General features: G+C 47.1%; 14 protein-coding genes, 3 tRNA genes and 3 rRNA genes. 4 read left to right on the top strand and 16 right to left on the bottom strand.

Going from position 1 to position 21,078, the window contains the following annotated elements:
• The first annotated feature begins 39 nt into the window (after positions 1 to 39).
• Positions 40 to 1,158 carry a type IX secretion system outer membrane channel protein PorV gene (porV, locus tag C1N53_RS19615; RefSeq protein WP_137760928.1) on the top strand — a complete coding sequence of 373 codons (1,119 nt, stop codon included), beginning with the start codon at positions 40 to 42 and terminating at the stop codon, positions 1,156 to 1,158.
• An 18-nt stretch (positions 1,159 to 1,176) separates the two neighbouring features.
• The gene (locus C1N53_RS19610; RefSeq protein ID WP_137760927.1) at positions 1,177 to 2,457 is read left to right on the top strand and encodes a pitrilysin family protein; all 1,281 of its coding nucleotides are present in this window, start codon (positions 1,177 to 1,179) and stop codon (positions 2,455 to 2,457) included.
• Between the two features lie 401 nt (positions 2,458 to 2,858).
• On the opposite strand, the gene rrf is transcribed toward C1N53_RS19610, so the two are convergent.
• The 10 genes from rrf to rpmH form a co-directional block, all read right to left on the bottom strand.
• Positions 2,859 to 2,970 (bottom strand): 5S ribosomal RNA (rrf, locus tag C1N53_RS19605).
• 100 nt (positions 2,971 to 3,070) lie between these two features.
• Positions 3,071 to 5,964: ribosomal RNA gene (locus tag C1N53_RS19600) — 23S ribosomal RNA — on the bottom strand.
• A gap of 216 nt (positions 5,965 to 6,180) precedes the next feature.
• Positions 6,181 to 6,254 (bottom strand) — tRNA-Ala (locus tag C1N53_RS19595).
• A 90-nt stretch (positions 6,255 to 6,344) separates the two neighbouring features.
• Positions 6,345 to 6,418 (bottom strand) — tRNA-Ile (locus C1N53_RS19590).
• A gap of 105 nt (positions 6,419 to 6,523) precedes the next feature.
• Positions 6,524 to 8,047 (bottom strand): 16S ribosomal RNA (locus C1N53_RS19585).
• Together the 16S, 23S and 5S rRNA genes with 2 tRNA genes alongside form the textbook arrangement of a ribosomal RNA operon.
• A gap of 1,005 nt (positions 8,048 to 9,052) precedes the next feature.
• Positions 9,053 to 9,565, bottom strand: coding sequence for a DUF2480 family protein (locus C1N53_RS19580; RefSeq protein WP_137760926.1), 513 nt, complete (start codon positions 9,563 to 9,565; stop codon positions 9,053 to 9,055).
• A gap of 9 nt (positions 9,566 to 9,574) precedes the next feature.
• A complete protein-coding gene (tsaB, locus tag C1N53_RS19575; protein ID WP_137760925.1) occupies positions 9,575 to 10,273 on the bottom strand; it encodes a tRNA (adenosine(37)-N6)-threonylcarbamoyltransferase complex dimerization subunit type 1 TsaB in 699 nt (232 codons plus the stop codon).
• A 175-nt stretch (positions 10,274 to 10,448) separates the two neighbouring features.
• Entirely contained in the window at positions 10,449 to 12,098 is a 1,650-nt protein-coding gene (locus C1N53_RS19570) for a S41 family peptidase (RefSeq protein WP_137760924.1), read from the bottom strand.
• 30 nt (positions 12,099 to 12,128) lie between these two features.
• Positions 12,129 to 12,533 (bottom strand): ribonuclease P protein component, encoded by a 405-nt coding sequence (locus C1N53_RS19565; protein WP_137760923.1) that lies wholly within the window; start codon positions 12,531 to 12,533, stop codon positions 12,129 to 12,131.
• A 41-nt stretch (positions 12,534 to 12,574) separates the two neighbouring features.
• A complete protein-coding gene (gene rpmH / locus C1N53_RS19560) occupies positions 12,575 to 12,733 on the bottom strand; it encodes a 50S ribosomal protein L34 (RefSeq protein WP_074988011.1) in 159 nt (52 codons plus the stop codon).
• A gap of 253 nt (positions 12,734 to 12,986) precedes the next feature.
• Here rpmH and C1N53_RS19555 point away from each other — a divergent pair, with 253 nt between their 5' ends.
• Positions 12,987 to 14,711 carry a M61 family metallopeptidase gene (locus C1N53_RS19555; protein WP_137760922.1) on the top strand — a complete coding sequence of 575 codons (1,725 nt, stop codon included), beginning with the start codon at positions 12,987 to 12,989 and terminating at the stop codon, positions 14,709 to 14,711.
• Here C1N53_RS19555 and C1N53_RS19550 read toward each other — a convergent pair.
• From C1N53_RS19550 to C1N53_RS19525, 6 genes are all read right to left on the bottom strand, one after another.
• Complete coding sequence (locus C1N53_RS19550; protein ID WP_137760921.1) at positions 14,708 to 15,940, bottom strand: NAD(P)/FAD-dependent oxidoreductase; 1,233 nt, start codon at positions 15,938 to 15,940, stop codon at positions 14,708 to 14,710. The two genes, C1N53_RS19555 and C1N53_RS19550, sit on opposite strands and share 4 nt — an antisense overlap.
• Positions 15,941 to 16,066: 126 nt before the next feature.
• Complete coding sequence (locus tag C1N53_RS19545; protein ID WP_137760920.1) at positions 16,067 to 16,297, bottom strand: hypothetical protein; 231 nt, start codon at positions 16,295 to 16,297, stop codon at positions 16,067 to 16,069.
• Between the two features lie 123 nt (positions 16,298 to 16,420).
• Complete coding sequence (locus C1N53_RS19540) at positions 16,421 to 17,347, bottom strand: PfkB family carbohydrate kinase (RefSeq protein WP_137760919.1); 927 nt, start codon at positions 17,345 to 17,347, stop codon at positions 16,421 to 16,423.
• Positions 17,348 to 17,465: 118 nt separating this feature from the next.
• Positions 17,466 to 17,542, bottom strand: a tRNA-His gene (locus C1N53_RS19535).
• Between the two features lie 126 nt (positions 17,543 to 17,668).
• Entirely contained in the window at positions 17,669 to 18,037 is a 369-nt protein-coding gene (locus C1N53_RS19530) for a hypothetical protein (protein WP_137760918.1), read from the bottom strand.
• Between the two features lie 15 nt (positions 18,038 to 18,052).
• Complete coding sequence (locus C1N53_RS19525) at positions 18,053 to 19,387, bottom strand: dihydroorotase (protein WP_137760917.1); 1,335 nt, start codon at positions 19,385 to 19,387, stop codon at positions 18,053 to 18,055.
• A gap of 275 nt (positions 19,388 to 19,662) precedes the next feature.
• Here C1N53_RS19525 and C1N53_RS19520 point away from each other — a divergent pair, with 275 nt between their 5' ends.
• A complete protein-coding gene (locus C1N53_RS19520; RefSeq protein ID WP_137760916.1) occupies positions 19,663 to 21,015 on the top strand; it encodes a DEAD/DEAH box helicase in 1,353 nt (450 codons plus the stop codon).
• The last annotated feature ends 63 nt before the right edge of the window (positions 21,016 to 21,078 follow it).

Below are 21,078 nucleotides of genomic sequence, written 5' to 3'. Positions count from 1 at the left end.
ATTATTTCTATATTTGATTTAGCTATCAACGCCCCACATATGTATAAAAGAAGTAGAATTTTAAAAGCAGCTTTATTTCTGTTCACCTTTGCTTCAGCTCCTATTACTTACGCACAGACTACAATAGGCTCAGACTTAAATGCTGTTACTACAGCTGTACCAATTTTAACAGTAGCACCTGATGCACGCTCTGCTGCACTCGGTGATGCTGGTGTTGCTCTTTCCCCAGATGCGAATGCGCCCTTTTGGAATCCCGCTAAGCTAGGTTTTGTTCCGAACGACTTGGGTGTTAGCTTTTCATATTCCCCTTGGTTAAGAAACATTGTAGATGACATGTCATTAAGCTATGTTTCAGGTTATAAAAGAGTTAGCGAAACATCAGCGCTTTCCTTGTCTTTACTCTACTTCGATTTAGGAGAAATCCAGTTTATAGATGAAAACAGAAACCCTACTCAGAATTTTAACCCTAAAGAGTATTCCGTTTCTGTTGCATACGGTCAGGCATTAAGTGAGTACCTAAGTTTAGGTATCGGTGCCCGCTTTATCCGGTCTAACATTGCCGGTAATGTAAATGTGAGCAGCACCAGCAACTACGAGTCAAGACCTGGAAATACAGCTGCTGTTGATGTGGGTGTTTACTATAACAGAGATCTAAACCAGACGCTTAACCTTGGTTTGGCAGCTGCCATATCAAATATCGGTGGCAAAATTTCTTACACCAATGCCGATCAAAAGGACTTTTTGCCTACAAACCTGAAGCTTGGTACTGCTTTAACATATAACCTCGACGCTTATAATTCCTTAACTTTTACAGTTGATGCAAACAAGCTATTAGTACCTTCTCCCAGCGCCGACAGAGACCAATCTGTTATCAGCGGTATCTTCTCTTCTTTTGGTGATGCAGAAGGAGGATTTAGTGAAGAGTTACAGGAAATAAACCTTTCCGGAGGTGTAGAGTATTGGTACAATGAATTATTCTCTGCCCGGGCAGGTTATTTTTACGAGAATCCTAACAAAGGCGGTCGGCAGTATTTCTCAATGGGTTTAGGTTTACGCTATCAAAAGTTTGGACTTGATGCTGCTTACCTGATTCCAAATGAGCAGGCAAATCCTTTAGCTCAGACATTGCGTTTTACCATTGCCCTTAATTTAGATTAATAAACTTTATAAGACAGAATGCTTGATAGAAGTAAAGCACCAGACATACAAGAAATAGAAGCAATAAGCCTTCAGACAGCTGAAGTAACAGAACTTCAGAATGGAGCAAGGTTACATATTATAAAAAGCGAAACCCAGCCTGTTGTCAGGCTGGATTTTGTTTTTAAAGCGGGTAAATGGTTTGAACCCCATAATGGCATCTCTGATCTGGCCGCCAAGATGTTGCTGGAAGGCTCTGCCAATTATACAGCCAGCCAGATAGCTGAAAAAGTAGCCTATTACGGCGCCTCTTTCGACAGCAACCATGGTTACGACCGATCAGAATTTACGCTTTACTGCTTATCTAAGTATTTAACTGATCTGCTTCCTTTAGTTTTGGATGTGCTCCAGAATCCTGTTTTCCCAGAGGAAGAGTTTAAACTTCTTAGAAAGAGGATTTCTCAGAATGTAAAGGTTCAGCGCCAGAAAAATGGTTACCTGGCCACCAATAGCTTTACCAAGCTAATTTATGGAGAAGGTCATCCTTATATATTCGGGTATGATGGTCCTGAAATAGAGCATATTGAGCTGATTCAGCTGCAGGATTATTATAAGAACAAGTTTAGCACAAAAGAACTGGAAATCTTTGCCTGTGGCAGCCTAGACGCTGAAGCTCAACTATATTTAAAGCGAGAAATTGAGCAATTAATATTGAATGCTCCTAACGTAGCTGGTACAAATAACTTTGAGAACCTACCTGCTCAAGCAGAAGCTTTTGTTAATATGCCGGAAAGCCTGCAGTCTTCTATCAGGGTTGGCAAAAGATTCCCTCATATTCAGGATGAAGAGTACCTAAAGCTGCTTGTATTAAATGAAGTACTGGGAGGGTACTTTGGTTCCAGGTTAATGCGTAATATTCGGGAAGACAAAGGCTTTACTTATGGGATATACTCTGCTGTTTCTCCTAAAGAGCATGACACTTTGTTCTACATTGGAACCGATGTGAATTATGCTGTTACAGATCAGACATTGCATGAAATTAAAAAGGAGATACAAATCCTGCAGCAGGAAGCTATTCCGGCCGACGAGCTACAAACTGTCAAGAGCTATATGATTGGTAAGTTTATAAATGATCTGGCTACCATTTTCGAACAATGCGATCGTTATAAGCGAATAGTTTTAAATAATCTACCTGCTGATTATTACAACAACTATATCTCGTCAATAAAAACTGTTAGCGCAGCTGATTTATTAGCTTTGGCAAACAAGCATCTTTCATTAGACGATTTGAAAATAGCTATAGCGGGTAAAAGAGCATAAATCAATTATTAACTTAAAACAAAGTCAAAGAGGCTGCTCAATTATAATGGGCAGCCTCTTTGATTTTGTTCCTTCTAATTTTCTTTCTCAGCTACAACTAAACACTATATTCTATAGCAGACGCATCTTCCTTAATTTTGTAAGCACATCTTCCTAAAGTAGTGATGATATATAAGAAAGTCAGAATAATCATCCGTTCCTAAGCCTGTCTGTGAGTATGTGCGGCAAACCTTGGGTTAAGGCTTCAACGGTAAGGGCCTCTGGAGGAGTAGCTACGCTTAAGCAGGACCAGCTTCTTCTTGTTGCATCCTTTCTCCTGCCGCGTGCTGTCGGTTTTCAGCGTGTGAGGTGTGCGGAATGAAAAAAGGGTTACCCTTTTTGGGGGTAACCCTTCGTGATGTGGTTGGCGGCCACCTACTCTCCCGGGTGTGACCCCAGTACCATCGGCGCAGCCGGGCTTAACTTCTCTGTTCGGGATGGGAAGAGGTGAACACCGGCGCCATAGCCACCATTGCCGTCGCACGGTTGCTGTCCGTGCCTGATGCTGTGGTGTGTCTTTGACCTTGTGGGGGAGAGGGAAAGGGGGGGAAGCGGCGGGCCGTGTCCGGCCTCTTGGAGAACGCGCCCGGGCAATTAGTACCGCTCGGCTTTGCCGTCTCCGGCTTTACACCTGCGGCCTATCGACGTGGTCGTCTCCCACGGCCCTTCAAGGGAGATCTCATCTTGGGGCGGGTTTCGCACTTAGATGCTTTCAGCGCTTATCCCGTCCGAGCGTAGCTACCCTGCGCTGCACCAGGCGGCACAACAGGTCCACCAGAGGCTCGTCCATCCCGGTCCTCTCGTACTAAGGACAGAGCCCCGCAAATCTCCGACGCCCGCAACAGATAGGGACCGAACTGTCTCACGACGTTCTGAACCCAGCTCGCGTGCCACTTTAATCGGCGAACAGCCGAACCCTTGGGACCTTCTCCAGCCCCAGGACGTGACGAGCCGACATCGAGGTGCCAAACCTCCCCGTCGATATGAGCTCTTGGGGGAGATCAGCCTGTTATCCCCAGAGTACCTTTTATCCTTTGAGCGATGGCCCTTCCATGCGGAACCACCGGATCACTATATCCGCCTTTCGGCCCTGCTCGGCTTGTGGGCCTCACAGTCAAGCCCCCTTCTGCTATTGCGCTCTGCGCACGGTTACCAAGCGTGCTGAGGGAACCTTTGAAAGCCTCCGTTATTGTTTTGGAGGCGACCACCCCAGTCAAACTACCCGCCAAGCAATGTCCCGCTCACGCGGTTAGGCTCCAAGCCACTCAAGGGCGGTATTTCAAGGACGGATCCGCGACGCCTGGCGACGCCGCCTCTTCTCCTCCCGCCTATCCTACACATGAGTGACCCAGAGGCAATGCTAAGCTGTAGTGAAGGTTCATGGGGTCTTTCCGTCCCGTTGCGGGTAATCGGCATCTTCACCGATACTACAATTTCACCGAGCTCACGGCTGAGACAGCGCCCAGATCGTTACACCATTCGTGCAGGTCGGAACTTACCCGACAAGGAATTTCGCTACCTTAGGACCGTTATAGTTACGGCCGCCGTTTACCGGGGCTTCGATTCAGAGCTTCGCCTTGCGGCTAACCCCCCCTCTTAACCTTCCGGCACCGGGCAGGTGTCAGGCCTTATACGTCATCTCTCGATTTGGCAAAGCCATGTGTTTTTGTTAAACAGTCGCCTGGGCCTTTTCACTGCGGCTTCTTGCATCGCTGCAAGGAAGCGCCCCTTCTCCCGAAGTTACAGGGCCATTTTGCCGAGTTCCTTGGCCGTGATTCACTCGAGCACCTTAGGATTCTCTCCTCGACCACCTGTGTCGGTTTGCGGTACGGGCGGCGCGCCATTTAAACGCTTAGCGGGTTTTCTAGGGAGCCTGCTTAGGGACGATCTCCGCCCCCGGGGGGTTGGAGTACTTTCCACTTTCGGCTAGCCCGGCGTGCTTGACGACCGGCCCAATACCTACGGTGTTAAACGCACTATTCCGTCAGTGCGCCGTCCTTTCACTTCTCCGTCACCGCATCGCTATGGCGCGCCGGTGCTGGAATATTAACCAGCTGTCCATCGACCTTAGCCTTCGCCTCGGCCTTAGGACCCGACTAACCCTGATCCGATTAGCGTTGATCAGGAAACCTGGGTCTTTCGGTGTGCGGGTTTCTCGCCCGCATTATCGTTACTTATGCCTACATTTGCTTTTCCAAGCACTCCAGCGCCCCTTGCCGGGACGCCTTCGCCGTCCTTGGAATGCTCCCCTACCAGTATGACCCGTGTCATAATCCGCGGCTTCGGCGCCTCGCTTGATGCCCGATTATTATCGATGCCCTGCCGCTCGACCAGTGAGCTGTTACGCACTCTTTAAAGGAATGGCTGCTTCCAAGCCAACCTCCTGGCTGTCCGGGCAGCTGGACCCCCTTTGTTCAACTTAGCGTGGACTTTGGGGCCTTAGCCGGCGGTCTGGGTTCTTTCCCTCTCGGCGCGGGACCTTAGCACCCCGCGCCTCACTGCCGCGTATGTCAAGTGGCATTCGGAGTTCGTCAGGATTCGGTAGGATGTGACTCCCCCTAGTCCTATCGGTAGCTCTACCTCCACATGACTCCACCGCGACGCTGCCCCTAAAGGCATTTCGGGGAGTACGAGCTATTTCTCAGTTTGATTGGCCTTTCACCCCTACCCACAGGTCATCCAAATGCTTTTCAACGCAAACTGGTTCGGACCTCCAGTTGGTTTTACCCAACCTTCATCCTGCCCATGGGTAGATCACAAAGTTTCGCGTCTACCCCCCCTGACTCTGCGCCCTATTCAGACTCGCTTTCGCTGCGGCTCCGCGCCTCCAGACGCTTAACCTTGCCAGGGAGGAGTAACTCGTAGGCTCATTATGCAAAAGGCACGCCGTCACCCCACACAGGGGCTCCGACCGCTTGTAGGCGCACGGTTTCAGGTTCTCTTTCACCCTCCTATTCGGAGTGCTTTTCACCTTTCCCTCACGGTACTGGTTCACTATCGGTCTCTCAGGAGTATTTAGCCTTGGCGGATGGTGCCGCCGGATTCAGGCGGGATTCCTCCGGTCCCGCCCTACTCAGGATTCCACTACGGCCAATCAACTTGCGCTCACGGGGCTATCACCCGCTCCGGCCTGCCTTCCCAGGCAGTTAAGCTTCGTTCATTGGTCCGACGGCGTGGTCCTACAACCCCAGCCCTGCCGTGACAGCGCTGGTTTGGGCTCCTGCGCGTTCGCTCGCCACTACTTGCGCAATCATTGTTATTTTCTCTTCCTCCGGGTACTTAGATGTTTCAGTTCCCCGGGTTCGCCCACCCGAAGGTGTAGTGCATCTTCAATGCACTGGGTTGCCCCATTCGGACACCCGCGGATCAAATCGTATGTGCCGATCCCCGCGGATTTTCGCAGCTTGTCGCGTCCTTCATCGCCTCTGAGAGCCTAGGCATCCCCCGTGCGCCCTTCTCTGCGTTCTCGGCCGCCCCACAAGCGTGGGGGCGGCCCGCCTCTTCTCTTCCGTCCCGGCCCTAAGGCCGGAACGTCCTTCTTTCTCTCTCTCCCATCATGTCAAAGAACTTTCCCCAGGGCACAAGTCCAGAGTCCAGAGCCAAGAGTTGTCTAACCCTTCACCCCGCTCTCTCTCAGGTACCCCAAATAGTAGCCTATGCCTGCTGCATAGGCCGTGATCCGTGTGGAGAATAACGGAGTCGAACCGTTGACCTCCTGCGTGCAAAGCAGGCGCTCTAGCCAGCTGAGCTAATCCCCCGGCTTTTGAGTTAAGCGTTATGAGCTAAGAGCGATTCCTAATTCATCATCCTTAATTCCTAATTCTACTTGCCAGGCTGCGCCTGGCTCGTGGGCCTGCGTGGACTCGAACCACGGACCTCTACATTATCAGTGTAGCGCTCTAACCACCTGAGCTACAAGCCCGCGGCGCGGCCTTGTGCCGCATCCTTCTTTTCCTTTTTGAGGTTTCGCAAGAGACACCCGGCAAACGGGCAAGACGGTCGGAAAAGGGCCCGGAGCCGTCTCTAGAAAGGAGGTGATCCAGCCGCACCTTCCGGTACGGCTACCTTGTTACGACTTAGCCCCAGTTACCAGTTTTACCCTAGACGGCTCCTTTCACGGTCACCGGCTTCAGGTCTCCCTGACTTCCATGGCTTGACGGGCGGTGTGTACAAGGCCCGGGAACGTATTCACCGCGCCGTTGCTGATGCGCGATTACTAGCGATTCCGGCTTCACGGAGTCGAGTTGCAGACTCCGATCCGAACTGAGACGCACTTTTTGAGATTGGCACCCTATCGCTAGGTAGCGACCCTCTGTATGCGCCATTGTAGCACGTGTGTAGCCCTAGGCGTAAGGGCCATGATGACTTGACGTCGTCCCCGCCTTCCTCGCTTCTTGCGAAGGCAGTCCCTTTAGAGTCCCCGGCTTGACCCGCTGGCAACTAAAGGTAGGGGTTGCGCTCGTTGCGGGACTTAACCCAACACCTCACGGCACGAGCTGACGACAGCCATGCAGCACCTTGCTTTGTGCCCCGAAGGGAAGCCCCATCTCTGGGGCCGTCACGCGCATTCTAGCCTAGGTAAGGTTCCTCGCGTATCATCGAATTAAACCACATGCTCCACCGCTTGTGCGGGCCCCCGTCAATTCCTTTGAGTTTCACCCTTGCGGGCGTACTCCCCAGGTGGGTCACTTAACGCTTTCGCTTGGACGCTGGCCGTCTATCGCCAACATCGAGTGACCATCGTTTACGGCGCGGACTACCAGGGTATCTAATCCTGTTCGCTCCCCGCGCTTTCGTGCCTCAGCGTCAGTTGCAGGCACAGCGAGCTGCCTTCGCAATCGGGGTTCTTCATGGTATCTATGCATTTCACCGCTACACCATGAGTTCCGCCCGCCTCTACCGAACTCAAGCCCGCCAGTATCAACGGCAGTTCCGGGGTTGAGCCCCGGGATTTCACCGCTGACTTAGCAGGCCGCCTACGCACCCTTTAAACCCAATAAATCCGGACAACGCTTGCACCCTCCGTATTACCGCGGCTGCTGGCACGGAGTTAGCCGGTGCTTATTCACACGGTACCGTCAGTTACCCCCGCAGGGGCGTTTTCTTCCCGTGTAAAAGCAGTTTACAACCCAGAAGGCCTTCTTCCTGCACGCGGCATGGCTGGGTCAGCCTCGCGGCCATTGCCCAATATTCCCTACTGCTGCCTCCCGTAGGAGTCTGGTCCGTGTCTCAGTACCAGTGTGGGGGACCATCCTCTCAGAACCCCTAGCCATCGTCGCCTTGGTGGTCCGTTACACCGCCAACTAGCTAATGGCACGCATGCCCATCTTCCATCGCCTCAGCTTTAACAGCAGGGTGATGCCACCCCGCTGTCTTATGCGGTATTAATCCACCTTTCGGTGGGCTATCCCCCTATGGAAGGCAGGTTGCATACGCGTTACGCACCCGTGCGCCACTAACCCAGGAACCGAAGCCCCTGGACTCGTTCGACTTGCATGTATTAGGCCTGCCGCTAGCGTTCATCCTGAGCCAGGATCAAACTCTCCATTGTAAAAGTATTACTTAATGCAGCATCGCTACCGCAAATGTGTTCGTCCGACCCCGAGCCCCTTTGTTTCCGGCGCTACCGCCGGTAGCGCCGCCTTGCCCTGTGTTGCTGTCTGTCTCTTGCAATCTCTCAAAGAACTTGCCGGGAGGACTTCCTCCTCCCGCCTGCGGCAGCCTTCCCTGCCGTGTGATGCACTGTGTCGCTCTCGCTTTACTGAGCCCCTTTCGTTAAGGGAGTGCAAAGGTAAGGACTTTTTCTAAAACCGCAAGCAAAAGCGAGAAATATTTTTTTCTCTTTTTTGCCTGCCCTTCGGCGTCGCAGCCTCTCCCTTCCGGACCTGCCGTCCGAAGCGGATGCAAAGGTAAGAACCTTTTCCCGCTTTGCAAGCAACCAGGCAACTTTTTATTTTCGGTCCCAGAAGCCCTGCAGCCCCTGTTAGCCAAACCGCTCCTGCCGAACGGGGAGGCAAAGGTAGCAATCTTTTCCCGCTTTGCAAGCGCCGGCCCCTGAAAAAAGAGCCCCGGCAGCCCCCCGAGCGGCTAAGCCCCTATGCCTCAGCCGCAATGGTTTCAAAATAATTTTCAGCGGGATGGGAAAAGGCGCCCAAGCAAGCACCTGATGCGCTTTCCCGAAGCAGGGGGCGCTTAAAGAGAACACCCGCACCTCTGCCCGGAGTTCCGGCTAAATAAAGATTTTTATGAGTGTCGGAGGTACCGCTTGTCTACCCCAAAGGCAGCACCTGAGCATAACAACTGCCCCTAAACCCAGGTTTTAGTTGAAAGATTGTTTTATTTTACAGCATCTGACCAGATCGGATGCTATAGCAGAACATGCTATCATGATAGAAGAGTTGAATATGTTACCGGCTCGAGTAGCTAGTTAATTTTGAAATTGCTTAAATGCTTAGCCTGCTGAGGCATACTTTATAAAAGGAAGAGGTGCTTCAACTATGTTAAAGCACCTCCAAAACATCTTTCACCGGTTATGGCAACAAATGACGTACAAAAGTTAAGCAACTTTTGGCTTTTTGTATAAAGGAACAGTACTGCATGGCTCTCCGTACATCAGGCTACTAGTAACTGGCAATAGCTTTCGCATAATTTCTACGTAGGCATACGTTGGCACCGGAATACTGCCACAACCTTTTACTACCACTTTTGCCTCACGATATTCTTCAGCATCGATTCCGGCAATGGCTTCCTGCATTAACGCCTGCTCCAATGCCTCCAGATCACCAAAAACGTAATAATGTGCGTGATTCTGAAGTTTAGATGCCAGGAGCATATAAGCCCAAGTTGGCACTATAGCATCAACAGAACATATAATGGCAACATTTTTACCATCATACACAGACCAATCATTCTCTTTAACAAAAGCCCTGAAATCTTTTTCTCTGAGAATCAACCCCTGAAAGAGGTTATCTTTAATATCATATACTACCCGCTCCCCTGGATGCAACAGCTCTTCCAGGTTAAGGGTTGTTAATGCGCTCTGCGCAACTCTGTTTATTAACTCAGCCATTGTTCTATTTTATTTGGAAGTGTTAGATGCACTACTCGTTATATAAACATCTTTCAGATAGAAGGGTTCATAATACGCTACATCCTCAAATACTTTTTCCTCATACTTCTGAAGAGCAAGATCTCCTATCATTCTGGCAGATGGTAAAACTCCATCAACAAAAAGAGCATTACTGTTTTCTGCTACTAAGCTTTTAAATTTTTCAGCTCCACTACCTAAAAATATGATCTTCTTCCGAGAAAGCTGCTCCTGGAATGCAGCTTCTTCCAACACTAGCGGTGCAACAGGAAGGATTTCATGCAGGTTGTGATCTACTATACAGGTATAAACCTCCATACGCCTTGCATCCAGCATAGGGCAAAACAGGTATTGCTCAGGGTTTGGAATATTAGCAATAACCTGAGCAGCCAAACTATACAAGGTTGATACTTCCAGCAATGGGATGTTTAAGGAATAGCACAAGCCTTTTGCTGTAGAACTGCCAATACGTAAGCCTGTATAAGAGCCTGGTCCACCGGAAATTGCTACAGCATTTAACTGCTTTAAATGAATGCCGCAATTCTCCAGCAACTGAGAAATCATTACCGTTATATGAGAAGAATGAGATTTTTCTATACGCAGCTCAGACATTCCAACCAGTTGCGCTCCGTTAAACAAGGCTACAGAACATACAATAGAAGATGTTTCAAGTGCGAGTAGTACCGACATATTAAAATAATTTATATTCAACGGCAAAGGTAGTGTAAGAGCTCATCTGATACAAAACTATTGAAGCCAATAGCTCCTACACCAATGCCCTTTACAGTATGAAAGATGTTGCCTTCGTAACAGAAAAGGGGGAGGTGCTTTATATGCACCTCCCCCTTTTCTGTTACGAAGTTTCTTACTTCTTCTGCAGGTAAGAATTAAATTCCTGCGGGTTGTTTAATACCTTCTTTGCCATCAGAATAGTCTCATCATCATCAAAAGTAGACTCTATATAACCTTTCTGGAAGTAATACCTGGAAGCAATTTCTGCCTCCAACATTTCCTGAATTTCAGGTTTAAACCTTGTCAGGTCGTTGGCTTTATTGTGCGAAACTTTTTTCTTAATAGCATCCAGCTCTGACTGAATATCATTTAAGTGTTTCCCTTCCTTCGCCTGCTCGGATAGCTCTATCAGTTCCCGCTCAACATTAGTTGTATAGTTTACATCCTTATCAGATAAATAAGCCATGAAATTCTGATATTCGGCATCTGACAGTTTGAATTTATTTGCGGTTGAAATAGTAGGGTGCTCCAGTTTATACTTATTTGCATAGTCAAAGAAGTATCCTTTAGAGGCAATAGCTCTTGTTATATCAGAATAAGGTTTACGCCCTACCTCCACATCGGGACTTACACCTCCACCATCATATACAACACGACCATTAGCTGTTTTAAACGCAACACGCAAAGAGTCAGCTATTTTACCTACACTACCATCTTCGTTACGATGCGTATAATCGATGGCTTGTATACAGCGCCCACTGGGTATATAATATTTGGCAGTAGTAACTTTTAACTGAGAATTGTAAGACAGCGGGCGTGTTGCCTGCACCAGGCCTTTACCAAAAGTACGCTCTCCAACCAATACTGCCCGGTCGTAGTCCTGCATAACGCCTGCCACTATTTCTGCGGCGGAGGCACTACGGGAACTGGTTAAGATCACAAGCGGAATTTCTTTATCAAGTGGTTCATCCAGTGCTTTGTATGTCTTATTCCACTCTTTAACTTTTCCTTTCGTGCTAACAATATCTTTGCCTTTATCAACAAAAACGTTTGAAATATTTACTGCCTCATGCAGCAGGCCACCCGGGTTATCGCGCAAGTCAAATATAATTTTTCTAGCCCCCTGCTCTTTCAGCTTCTGCACAGCGTTTCGTACTTCTTTAGAAGCATCCATTGTAAAACCAGACAACTGGAAATAACCTATTTCCTGGTCAACCATGCCATAGTAAGGCACATTTTCTACGGTGATGTTTGAGCGGGTAAGCTCTACAGCCTTGCTTTTTGACTGACCATAGCCTTTCACCTCGAGCTTAACAATAGTATTTGCCTGCCCCTTCAGCAACTTACTTACTTCAGACGAGTTTTTACCGGTTACAGCAATTCCATCAATCTTCAGGATTTCGTCCCCTATATTCAAGCCTGCTTTATGCGCAGGTGAATTTTCATAAGGCATCTGAACTATAATCTTACCGTCGCGTTCACCCACCAAAGCACCAATACCACCATACTGACCAGTGGTCATGGTTCTAAAATCTTCTATGTCGTCTTCAGGAATATAATTTGTGTAGGGGTCCAGCGATTTGAGCATCGCATCTATACCTGTACGCACCATTTTGGAGGGCGGTACATCATCAACGTAATAGGTATTCACTTCTTTAAAAAGAGTGGCAAAAACATCCAGGTTTTTGGCTATTTCGAAATAACGCTCAGACTCTGTTTTAAAAGAGAACAGGCCCAGGCCAAGACCTACAAGTGCAAGGCCAGTTAAAGATTTCTTCAGCATAATTTAATGGTCTTTAGGGACGAGGTAAGACTACTTAATCAAACAACGTTCCAAACCATAAATTAGTTTTTTCTGAATAGAATCAAAAAATTTTTTTTCTTTACCTATATAAAGAATAGCAAGCAACCGGGGTGATTGCTCAGGATTAGCCAGCAAAATATGCTTGTTGAGCCGGTATGCCTCCCGCACCTGCCTTTTCAGGCGGTTACGGTCAACGGCACGTTTGTAGAAACGTTTGGATACAGAAATAACTACCTGTGTAGATACAGGCGGCATGGCTTCCGGTGTGTAATATACAAACCGAAGCGGATACAAATTAAAAGAAGAGCCCTTACTAAACAGCTGCGATATTAACCGCTTACTGCATAAGCGCTCTTCTTTCGAAAATGTATTGCAAAGAGGCTTTGGAGCTTTGTTATTGTTAGCTGGATCCATTCAATTGAGCGGCTCCGTGCCAGACAAAGCACACAATTTAATTAAGCCTTATGTCTTCTTTCGTCAGAAACAGTAAGTCTCTTTCTGCCTTTGGCTCTTCTGCTGGCCAATACTCTTCTACCGTTAGCGGTTTCCATTCTAGATCTGAAACCGTGTTTGTTTCTTCTTTTTCTCTGAGAAGGCTGGAATGTTCTTTTCATCGTCTGCCAATGGTTTTATTATGGCCTGCAAAAGTAGGGAACCTTTTCTAAAATAGCAACGGTATCCGCTTAATTTTTACTGAAATATATCTGAACTCTTTACAATACTAACCCGCACCTGCCTCAGAACCACTGCTTATTTTATAAAACCTCCCATGCTACTACTGCACTGCTTTTTACTTTGAACATATTTTTCTTCCTTCGCTTACGTAAGAAGAAGTTATTTCCCGGTTCTTAAATCGCTGCATTAAAGATGATACACTACCACATTGCATATATCAACCCGCTTACCCATTTTGTAGATATTACCATCAGCATAGCTCAGATAACACAGGAGCATCTTTACCTACAGCTACCTGCTTGGCGCCCTGGGCGCTATGAGCTGCAACACTTCGCCCAAAAACTAAAAGAGGTTACAGCTAAAGCCGGAGATAAAGAGATTCCAATTAAAAAAGTAACGAAAGACAAATGGCTTATAAAGCCTGAAGGCGCTACAGCCATCCAGGTAAACTACAGCTTCTTTGCCAGGCAAATGGATGCAGGAGGATCGTGGCTGGATGAAGAACAGCTTTACCTGAACGGCATTAACTGTTTAATGGCCGTAGAAGGGCAGGAACATCAGCCGTGCCAGCTACAATTAGATTTACCAGACGACTGGCAGGTTGCCTGCGGTTTACAGGAGGTAAAGCATCACCTGCTGGAGGCCGCAAACTACGATGCGTTGGTGGACAGCCCTCTGATTGCGAGCAGCTCGCTTAAACACATCGTTTTCTATGTAAACGAGATACCTTTCCATATCTGGATACAGGGAGAATGCCTGCCTGACTGGGAAAAGATCAAGAATGATTTTACGGCTTTCACACAAGAGCAACTAGAAGTCTTTAGAGATTTTCCTGTAACGGCGTACCACTACTTAAACCAGATACTGCCTTACCGTTACTACCATGGTGTGGAACACCTCAATTCTACGGTTATTACACTTGGCCCTGGTGAATTACTCATGACACCTGCACTATATAAAGAGTTTATAGGTGTAAGTTCTCACGAGCTTTTCCACACCTGGAACATTAAGAAGATACGGCCAAAGGAAATGCAGCCTTACCATTATGCCCGCGAAAATTACTTTAGAACCGGTTATATAGCAGAAGGCATTACCACCTACTACGGCGACTACATGTTGGCAAGGGCATCCGTCTTTACAGCAGAGCAATACTTTGAAGAACTTAACACAACGCTTCAGCGCTACTTTGCCGACTATAGCCGCCATGGCCTTTCTGTAGCTGATTCTTCTTTTGATTTATGGCTTGACGGCTACAAAGCAGGTATCCCGGACCGGAAAGTCTCTATTTATGTAAAAGGTGCCTTAACGGCTTTGCTGCTCGACCTGCAAATACGGCAGGCCACCAACAATACCGCTTCCCTAGACACAGTTATGCAAAAGCTCTGGCAGGAGTTTGGTAAGAAAGATATAGGGTATACAGAACAGGATTATGAGCAGTTAGTAGAAGAGGTGGCTCAAAAACCTTTTGCCGACTATTTCCAAAAATACATTTATGGCAACGCACCTATAGAAGAGGCTTTAAATAAAGCGCTTGGCTTTGTGGGCTGTGCTTTAAAAGAAACACCAAGCCCTCTTTTATACGAACAACTATATGGCTTTAAAACCATCGCCGATGCACAAGCAACAAAGGTAACCGCCATTGCACCCCAATCTCCTGCCAGTGCATATTTAAGTATAGATGATGAGCTGATTGCTCTGAACAGCCGTAAACTAGAGCAGAACCTTCAGCCACTACTGGCAGATGCAGATAGCACAAAGCCTGTAACCCTTACTTTATTCAGAGATAAAAAACTTCGTGAAGTACAGTTACAGGCTCAGCAAGCTTCTTACTACTCCAAGTACACTATCGAAAAAAGAAATGATGCATCAGACCAGGAAAAGCAGAACTTTAAACAGTGGCTGAAGCAGGAGTTTTAGTTAAAAAGTAATTTAAAATAAAAAGAAGGCTGCTTTAATCTTTCCCGCAGATCTATATCTGTAAACATACACGAAATAGTTTCTGCCAAAGCTTTGTTTTTAACTGCCTTGTTGGCTACCTGGTTAAATAGCCAAGGGTAGTGAAGCATTTTTAGCATTTGGTGGCTAAGCTTTAATTCTTTCCAAAGCCTGTTGTAAACCGATTTGTCGTAGCCTTGCATAAAAGCAGCTGAAAAATTTTGCTGCTGCAGGCACTGCTCTGCCTGCGCCGCGGCCCATCGGCCACTGATCATGGCATTGCTGATTCCTTCTCCGGTAAAAGGATCGATCAGGGAGGCAGCATCGCCGACTAGCATATAATTATCACCTGAAATCACTCTTTTTTTAGAGCCCAGAGGTAAACCATATCCCTTAATGCTATCTACCAGTTCTGCATGTTCGAAACGCTTTTTAAGCTCGGGATGTGTTGCAATCATGTGCAGCATTTCCTTTTTCAGGTTTACCTTTTTCTTACTCACAGCTTCGCTCAACATGCCTACTCCCACGTTTGCGTAGCCATCTGGCAATGGAAATATCCAGAAGTAACCAGGCAAAAAGCCTTTAAAGAAATGAAGCTCAATAAAATTATGATCGTGCAGGCCGCTTACATTTTTGTAATAAGCCCTGAGGCCAGCTGAATAATGGCTCGGCTCCTGCTGCATGCCGGCAAAATGCCTGGCAAAAGAAGAGTGTGCTCCATTGGAGGCAATCAGCAGCTTTGTCTGGATATGTGTTCCTTTGCTGTCAGTAAGCAATATCCCTCCGGCTTTTCTTTCAGTACTTGTAATGTCGACGCCTTCCAGGAAGGTAATCTCCGGTCTTTTTCTTACTTCTTCTATCAGGAAATTATCAAAGTCTACTCGCTTGGCAATATAACCGGCCGGCAAATCGCGCTCTGTATTATAGTTGTACACAAAGGGCACATCCAGCTTCTGCCCACCCGGCGACACAAACTGTATACCCCACGACGGCACCTGGATTGGTTGTTTACTAAGGGCTTCGGGCAGTTCGGGCGCGATCCGCTTTAGCTCACTTACCACCTTGCCGCTTAAAGCATCACCACAGATTTTGTCTCTCGGAAAAATAGCTTTATCAACCAGAACAGAGGGGATACCTTTATTTGCTAAATGAAGGGCCGCCGTTGCCCCACCTGGGCCAGCCCCCAGTATACATACGTTTGTTTCCTGCATAAAAAATTGGTGAAAGAAACGTAAATATAAAAATTAGCCCTGATTTTAAATAGGAAATGTCCTATAAAACAAGAGCGGAAGACTGTTACAGTCTTCCGCTCTTGTTTTATAGGATCGCTTTACAGATCAGGATCCGCCTGATTTATGTTTGATGTTGGTATTATTACCACCTTTTGCCAGGTTTCGCATCGGGTTCTGTACTTTAGAATCGCTTGCCTGTACAGATCTTTTCGATGGATCTACCGCCAGTTTATCAGTATAGCCTTCCTGCTGGCGCTTGTTCTCAATTAAGCCAGTTGCCTGGCGTTCAGACTGCTTCTGCAGCCGCTCTTTATTTTTATTATTATCCTCAGTCATAATCTTCTCCTTTCATTAGTCTAGTTTCTTTTACCACCGACCTGCCTGCTTTGTTACGGTTTTAGCCATAAAAAAAGGGAAGCATTCGCCTCCCTTTGCAAGTATAACTTTTATAAATATCTGCTATTGCGGCAGTTCAGCATTAAAAGCAACCAGATTAACAAATTGCTGCACCCGGCTATCTATTTCCTCCTGGCTTAAATTAATAAGCCGCTCTGTACCAAATTTTTCAACACAGAAAGAAGCAAGTGCAGATCCATGAATGATAGCACGCTTCATGTTTTCGAAGCTGGTATCGCCTGTGCTGGCAATATAACCGATAAAACCTCCTGCAAACGTATCTCCGGCTCCGGTCGGGTCAAATACTTCTTCTAATGGCAGCGCAGGCGCAAAGAACACCTTATCTTCGTGGAATAGCAGAGCTCCGTGTTCACCTTTTTTGATGATCAGAAATTTAGGCCCCATAGCCATGATTTTTTTAGCGGCTTTCACCAAAGAATAATCACCGCTCAGTTGGCGTGCTTCCTCATCGTTGATAGAAAGAACATCCACCAGGGCTATTGTCTGCTTCAACTCATCCAGTGCAATGTCCATCCAGAAGTTCATCGTGTCCATCACGATCAGCTTCGGGCGTTTTGTTAGGCGTTCCAGCACAGTACGCTGTACCTGTGGCGCCAGATTTCCCAGCATCAGGTACTCACACCCCTGGTAACTTTCAGGTATAACAGGATCGAAATCGCCCAATACATTAAGTTCTGTTACCAGTGTTTCACGGCTGTTCATGTCGTTAAAGTAGCGGCCAGACCAAAAGAAAGATTTTTCGTTTTCCTTCATCTGTACCCCTTCGGTGCTGATTTCACGCGTATGCATCAGGCCGATATGGTCCTGATCGAAATCGCCGCCCACTACTGATACAACATTAACAGGCTTCACAAAATAAGAAGCTGAAAGCGAAATATAAGTAGCTGCGCCACCTACAATTTTATCTGTTTTTCCGAAAGGTGTCTCCAAGGCATCAAAAGCCATAGAACCAACAACGAGTAAGCTCATCTTATACTGGTTAAGAGTTTAATTTATAGGTTGAGAGCTGCGACAATTAGCATCCGCCCTCTTCTGTTCCTCAGCAAAGTTAAATAAAAAAGCCCTTGAAGTTTCAGCTTCAAGGGCTTGGGGTGGAAGATGGGGCTCGAACCCACGACCCCCAGAATCACAATCTGGTGCTCTAACCGACTGAGCTACAACCACCGTGTCTCATTTGAGTGTGCAAATATACACAGGAAATAACATAATGCAATATCTTAGCCTCACTTTTTGCTTAAAAATTTATCAGTTTTGGCTAACGCAAGCGCCAACCAACTGATTAAAAGAAGCTTATTCAGCAATCTTTTTTCCGCACCAGGGGCAGTAGTGAATCAGCACCATGGAGCTTCCGCCGTCATGTATCGGGATTCCGTAAAGTCCCTCATCCCATTTATTGATGATAACACTCGGATCACCATAGCGGATTTCCCCTGCATCATCCAAACTGCTATACACATTATCGGCCATCATCAGGCAACAATAGCTTTCGTAGTCGAAGCCTTTACTCTTGAGCTTTTCAGCTGTTGCCCAGTTATAGCATTCTTCATTCTCATGGATAGCATCTGTATAGGCTTCGTATTCTTCTGTTTCCCTGGCACCTTCCGGCAAATCCTGCTGCGAAAAATAAGCATGAAGCTGTTTAAATCTTTCTAAATCCATACAACACGCTCCTCCTTATCTGTCAAACAAAAGTCTCTCCCCTTTTCTACTTTCATCGAATGCTCCGTTGGCAAAAGCAAGATGACCCGATACAAAGGTATGGGTAATGCTGCTGCCAAACGTATGGCCTTCGAAAGGTGACCAGCCGCATTGGTAGTACACATTGTCTTTACCAACTGTATAAGGTTTATTTACATCCACCAACACCAGGTCAGCCCAATAGCCTTCTCTTATAAACCCTCGTTCTCTTATATTAAATAGTACGGCAGGCGCATGGCTCATTTTCTCTACCATCTTTTCTACCGTCAGTTTACCTTGCTTTACAAACTCCAGCATCATCTGGAGCGAGTGCTGCACCAACGGCACTCCCGAAGGTGCTTTTTTATACTTGCCCTGTTTTTCTTCCCATGTATGCGGCGCATGATCGGTAGCAATAACATCCAGCTTATCGTCCAGCAGGCCTTGCAGGAGGCGCTGCTTGTGGCGCGCCTCTTTAACAGCAGGGTTACACTTTATCTGTGTTCCGAGCGTATCGTAATCCTCTTTATCGAACCATAGGTGATGCACGCATACTTCCGCAGTAATTCGCTTCTGGTCTAACGGGATATCGTTACGGAAAAGCTTCAGTTCCTCTTCTGTAGAGATATGCAGAATGTGCAGGCGCGTATGATGCTTCTCTGCCAGTTTTACAGCCATAAAAGAAGATTTAAAACAGGCTGCTTCATTCCGTATTTCCGGATGACACTTTACCGGAATATCTTCTCCATACTTTTCTTCATAGATGGCCATGTTGTCGCGGATTGTTTGCTCATCCTCGCAGTGCACCGCTATAGGCAACTTAGCTTTAGAAAAGATCTGCTCCAGTGTCTCGGCATTATCTACCAGCATATTTCCGGTTGAAGAGCCCATAAAGATTTTAATTCCGCAAACGGTATTCGGGTTCGTAAGCAGCACCTCTGCCAGGTTGTCGTTGGTAGCTCCCATAAAGAAAGAGTAGTTTGCCAGCGAACTTTCGGCAGCAATGTGAAACTTATCTTCCAGCAACTCCTGTGTAACAGCATTGGGCACTGTATTAGGCATTTCCATAAAAGATGTTACGCCTCCTGCCACAGCTGCCCTTGCTTCAGAGGCAATGGTAGCTTTATGCGTTAAACCCGGCTCCCGGAAATGCACCTGATCATCTATCACACCCGGCAGCAGGAACAGGCCCGTCGCATCTATCACGCCATCAGCATCAGCTATTATATTCTTTCCAATTTGAGCAATGCGCCCTTCTTTTACCAATACATCGGCAACCATTACAGCGCCTTCGTTTACAATCTGTGCGTTCTTTATGAGAGTTGATTTCATGTTGCTAAGATACGCGACGCAGCTGTGAAAGAATAGGAAAACAGCAGAATATAGGAGTTTCTCTTAAAAGGCTGCAGCCAAATGCTTTTGCTTTACCTGCAACAGATATGCTACCTGCGCAGTACAAGCTTACATCAACCTCTTCAGCAGCATCAGAAAATGGAGCATCAGTTTTCTCTCAGGCAGCCTCAGGCTATGTACTGAGCAAAGACGATGACGAAGAAGATTAAAAGCTGTACTTTTGCAAAACAGTATCCTTACAAAAGACAAGAGCCATGGCAGAAGAAGCAGAAAAAGAAGTAACCACATTTGAAGATTTTAAGCTAAACAAGCAGTTACTAAATGCTATTGAAGAAGCTGGCTATGAAAAACCAACGCCTATACAACAGCAGGCTATACCGCAGGCGCTGGCCGGGCACGACCTGTTCGGCATTGCGCAGACAGGCACAGGTAAAACAGCAGCCTACCTGCTGCCTATCCTGATGAAAGTAAAGTATGCCCAGGGAATGAATCCGCGTGCGCTTATACTGGCTCCTACGCGTGAACTGGCCATGCAGATAGAAGAGAACATCGGTGTGCTGGCCAAGTATACCGACCTTCGCTATACAGCTATATACGGGGGGCTTGGTCCTAAAACCCAAATCGAAATAATCAGCAAGGGATTGGATATTATAGTATCTACTCCTAAACGGCTGCTGGAACTTTACCTGAAAGGCGAATTGGTTTTAAAAGAACTAAAGACACTGGTACTGGATGAGGCAGACAAGATGATGGATATGGGTTTTATGCCCCAGATACGCCAGCTACTGGAAGTAATTCCGCGCAAGCGCCAGAACCTGCTTTTCTCAGCTACCATGCACGATAAAGTGGTAGAACTATCAGAAGAGTTCTTGGAGTTTCCACTGCGCATAGAAATCACGCCCCAGGCAACACCTGTAGAAACAGTAAGCCAGGTACTGTACCAGGTACCAAACCTGCGCACTAAAATTGCGATGCTGGAGTACTTGCTAAAAGATAAAGAGTCTTTTAACCGGGTTATTATCTTCACCCGCAGCAAGAAAAACGCAGAAAACGTAGCCAAGTTCTTAGAGCGGAAAGAATACGGAGAAGTACGGGCTATACATGGCAACAAAGGGCAGAATACCCGCATCAACTCAATGGAAGCTTTTAAAAGCGGCGAGGTGCGCTTTTTAGTAGCTACCGATGTGGCATCCAGAGGTATAGATGTAAGCCTGGTGAGCCACGTTATTAATTTTGATGTTCCGTTTGTTTACGAAGATTATGTACACCGCATTGGCCGCACAGGACGCGCCGAGAACGAAGGCGCTGCTATAACATTTGCGAATGAGGCGGAGATGTACCACGTTCGGAAAATAGAGAAAGTGATCAGGATGGAGATTCCGCAGGAACCTTTACCTGAAGAGGTAGAGATACATCCTACTCCTTTTGATGAGCAACAGGAAATAGCCCGCGACATTGACCACCAGAAGCGCCTGGCAAACCCGGACTTTAAAGGGGCCTTTCATGAGAAGAAAGCTATTCCCAAAGCAAAACCAGCTAAAAGCAAAGGCGATCCCAAAAACTCCTTCTGGCAAAAAACCAAGAAAAAGGGAGGTCGACGGCGATAGCAGCTATCTTATAAGAGAGGCTGGTATATGCTACCAGCCTCTCTTATTGACTTTAATGCCTCA

It is taken from the genome of Pontibacter sp. SGAir0037, assembly GCF_005491705.1.
Taxonomy (GTDB): domain Bacteria; phylum Bacteroidota; class Bacteroidia; order Cytophagales; family Hymenobacteraceae; genus Pontibacter.
The sequence above is the reverse complement of the archived record's forward strand: the minus strand, read 5'-3'. Positions and strand labels throughout refer to the sequence as shown.

Coding starts and splice junctions, on each gene's coding strand:
- C1N53_RS19520 (WP_137760916.1), top strand. CDS start 19,663: ATGGCAGAAGAAGCAGAAAAAGAAGTAACCACATTTGAAGATTTTAAG.
- C1N53_RS19580 (WP_137760926.1), bottom strand. CDS start 9,565: ATGGCTGAGTTAATAAACAGAGTTGCGCAGAGCGCATTAACAACCCTT.
- C1N53_RS19610 (WP_137760927.1), top strand. CDS start 1,177: ATGCTTGATAGAAGTAAAGCACCAGACATACAAGAAATAGAAGCAATA.
- C1N53_RS19570 (WP_137760924.1), bottom strand. CDS start 12,098: ATGCTGAAGAAATCTTTAACTGGCCTTGCACTTGTAGGTCTTGGCCTG.
- porV (WP_137760928.1), top strand. CDS start 40: ATGTATAAAAGAAGTAGAATTTTAAAAGCAGCTTTATTTCTGTTCACC.
- rpmH (WP_074988011.1), bottom strand. CDS start 12,733: ATGAAAAGAACATTCCAGCCTTCTCAGAGAAAAAGAAGAAACAAACAC.
- tsaB (WP_137760925.1), bottom strand. CDS start 10,273: ATGTCGGTACTACTCGCACTTGAAACATCTTCTATTGTATGTTCTGTA.
- C1N53_RS19550 (WP_137760921.1), bottom strand. CDS start 15,940: ATGCAGGAAACAAACGTATGTATACTGGGGGCTGGCCCAGGTGGGGCA.
- C1N53_RS19530 (WP_137760918.1), bottom strand. CDS start 18,037: ATGGATTTAGAAAGATTTAAACAGCTTCATGCTTATTTTTCGCAGCAG.
- C1N53_RS19525 (WP_137760917.1), bottom strand. CDS start 19,387: ATGAAATCAACTCTCATAAAGAACGCACAGATTGTAAACGAAGGCGCT.
- C1N53_RS19540 (WP_137760919.1), bottom strand. CDS start 17,347: ATGAGCTTACTCGTTGTTGGTTCTATGGCTTTTGATGCCTTGGAGACA.
- C1N53_RS19565 (WP_137760923.1), bottom strand. CDS start 12,533: ATGGATCCAGCTAACAATAACAAAGCTCCAAAGCCTCTTTGCAATACA.
- C1N53_RS19545 (WP_137760920.1), bottom strand. CDS start 16,297: ATGACTGAGGATAATAATAAAAATAAAGAGCGGCTGCAGAAGCAGTCT.
- C1N53_RS19555 (WP_137760922.1), top strand. CDS start 12,987: ATGATACACTACCACATTGCATATATCAACCCGCTTACCCATTTTGTA.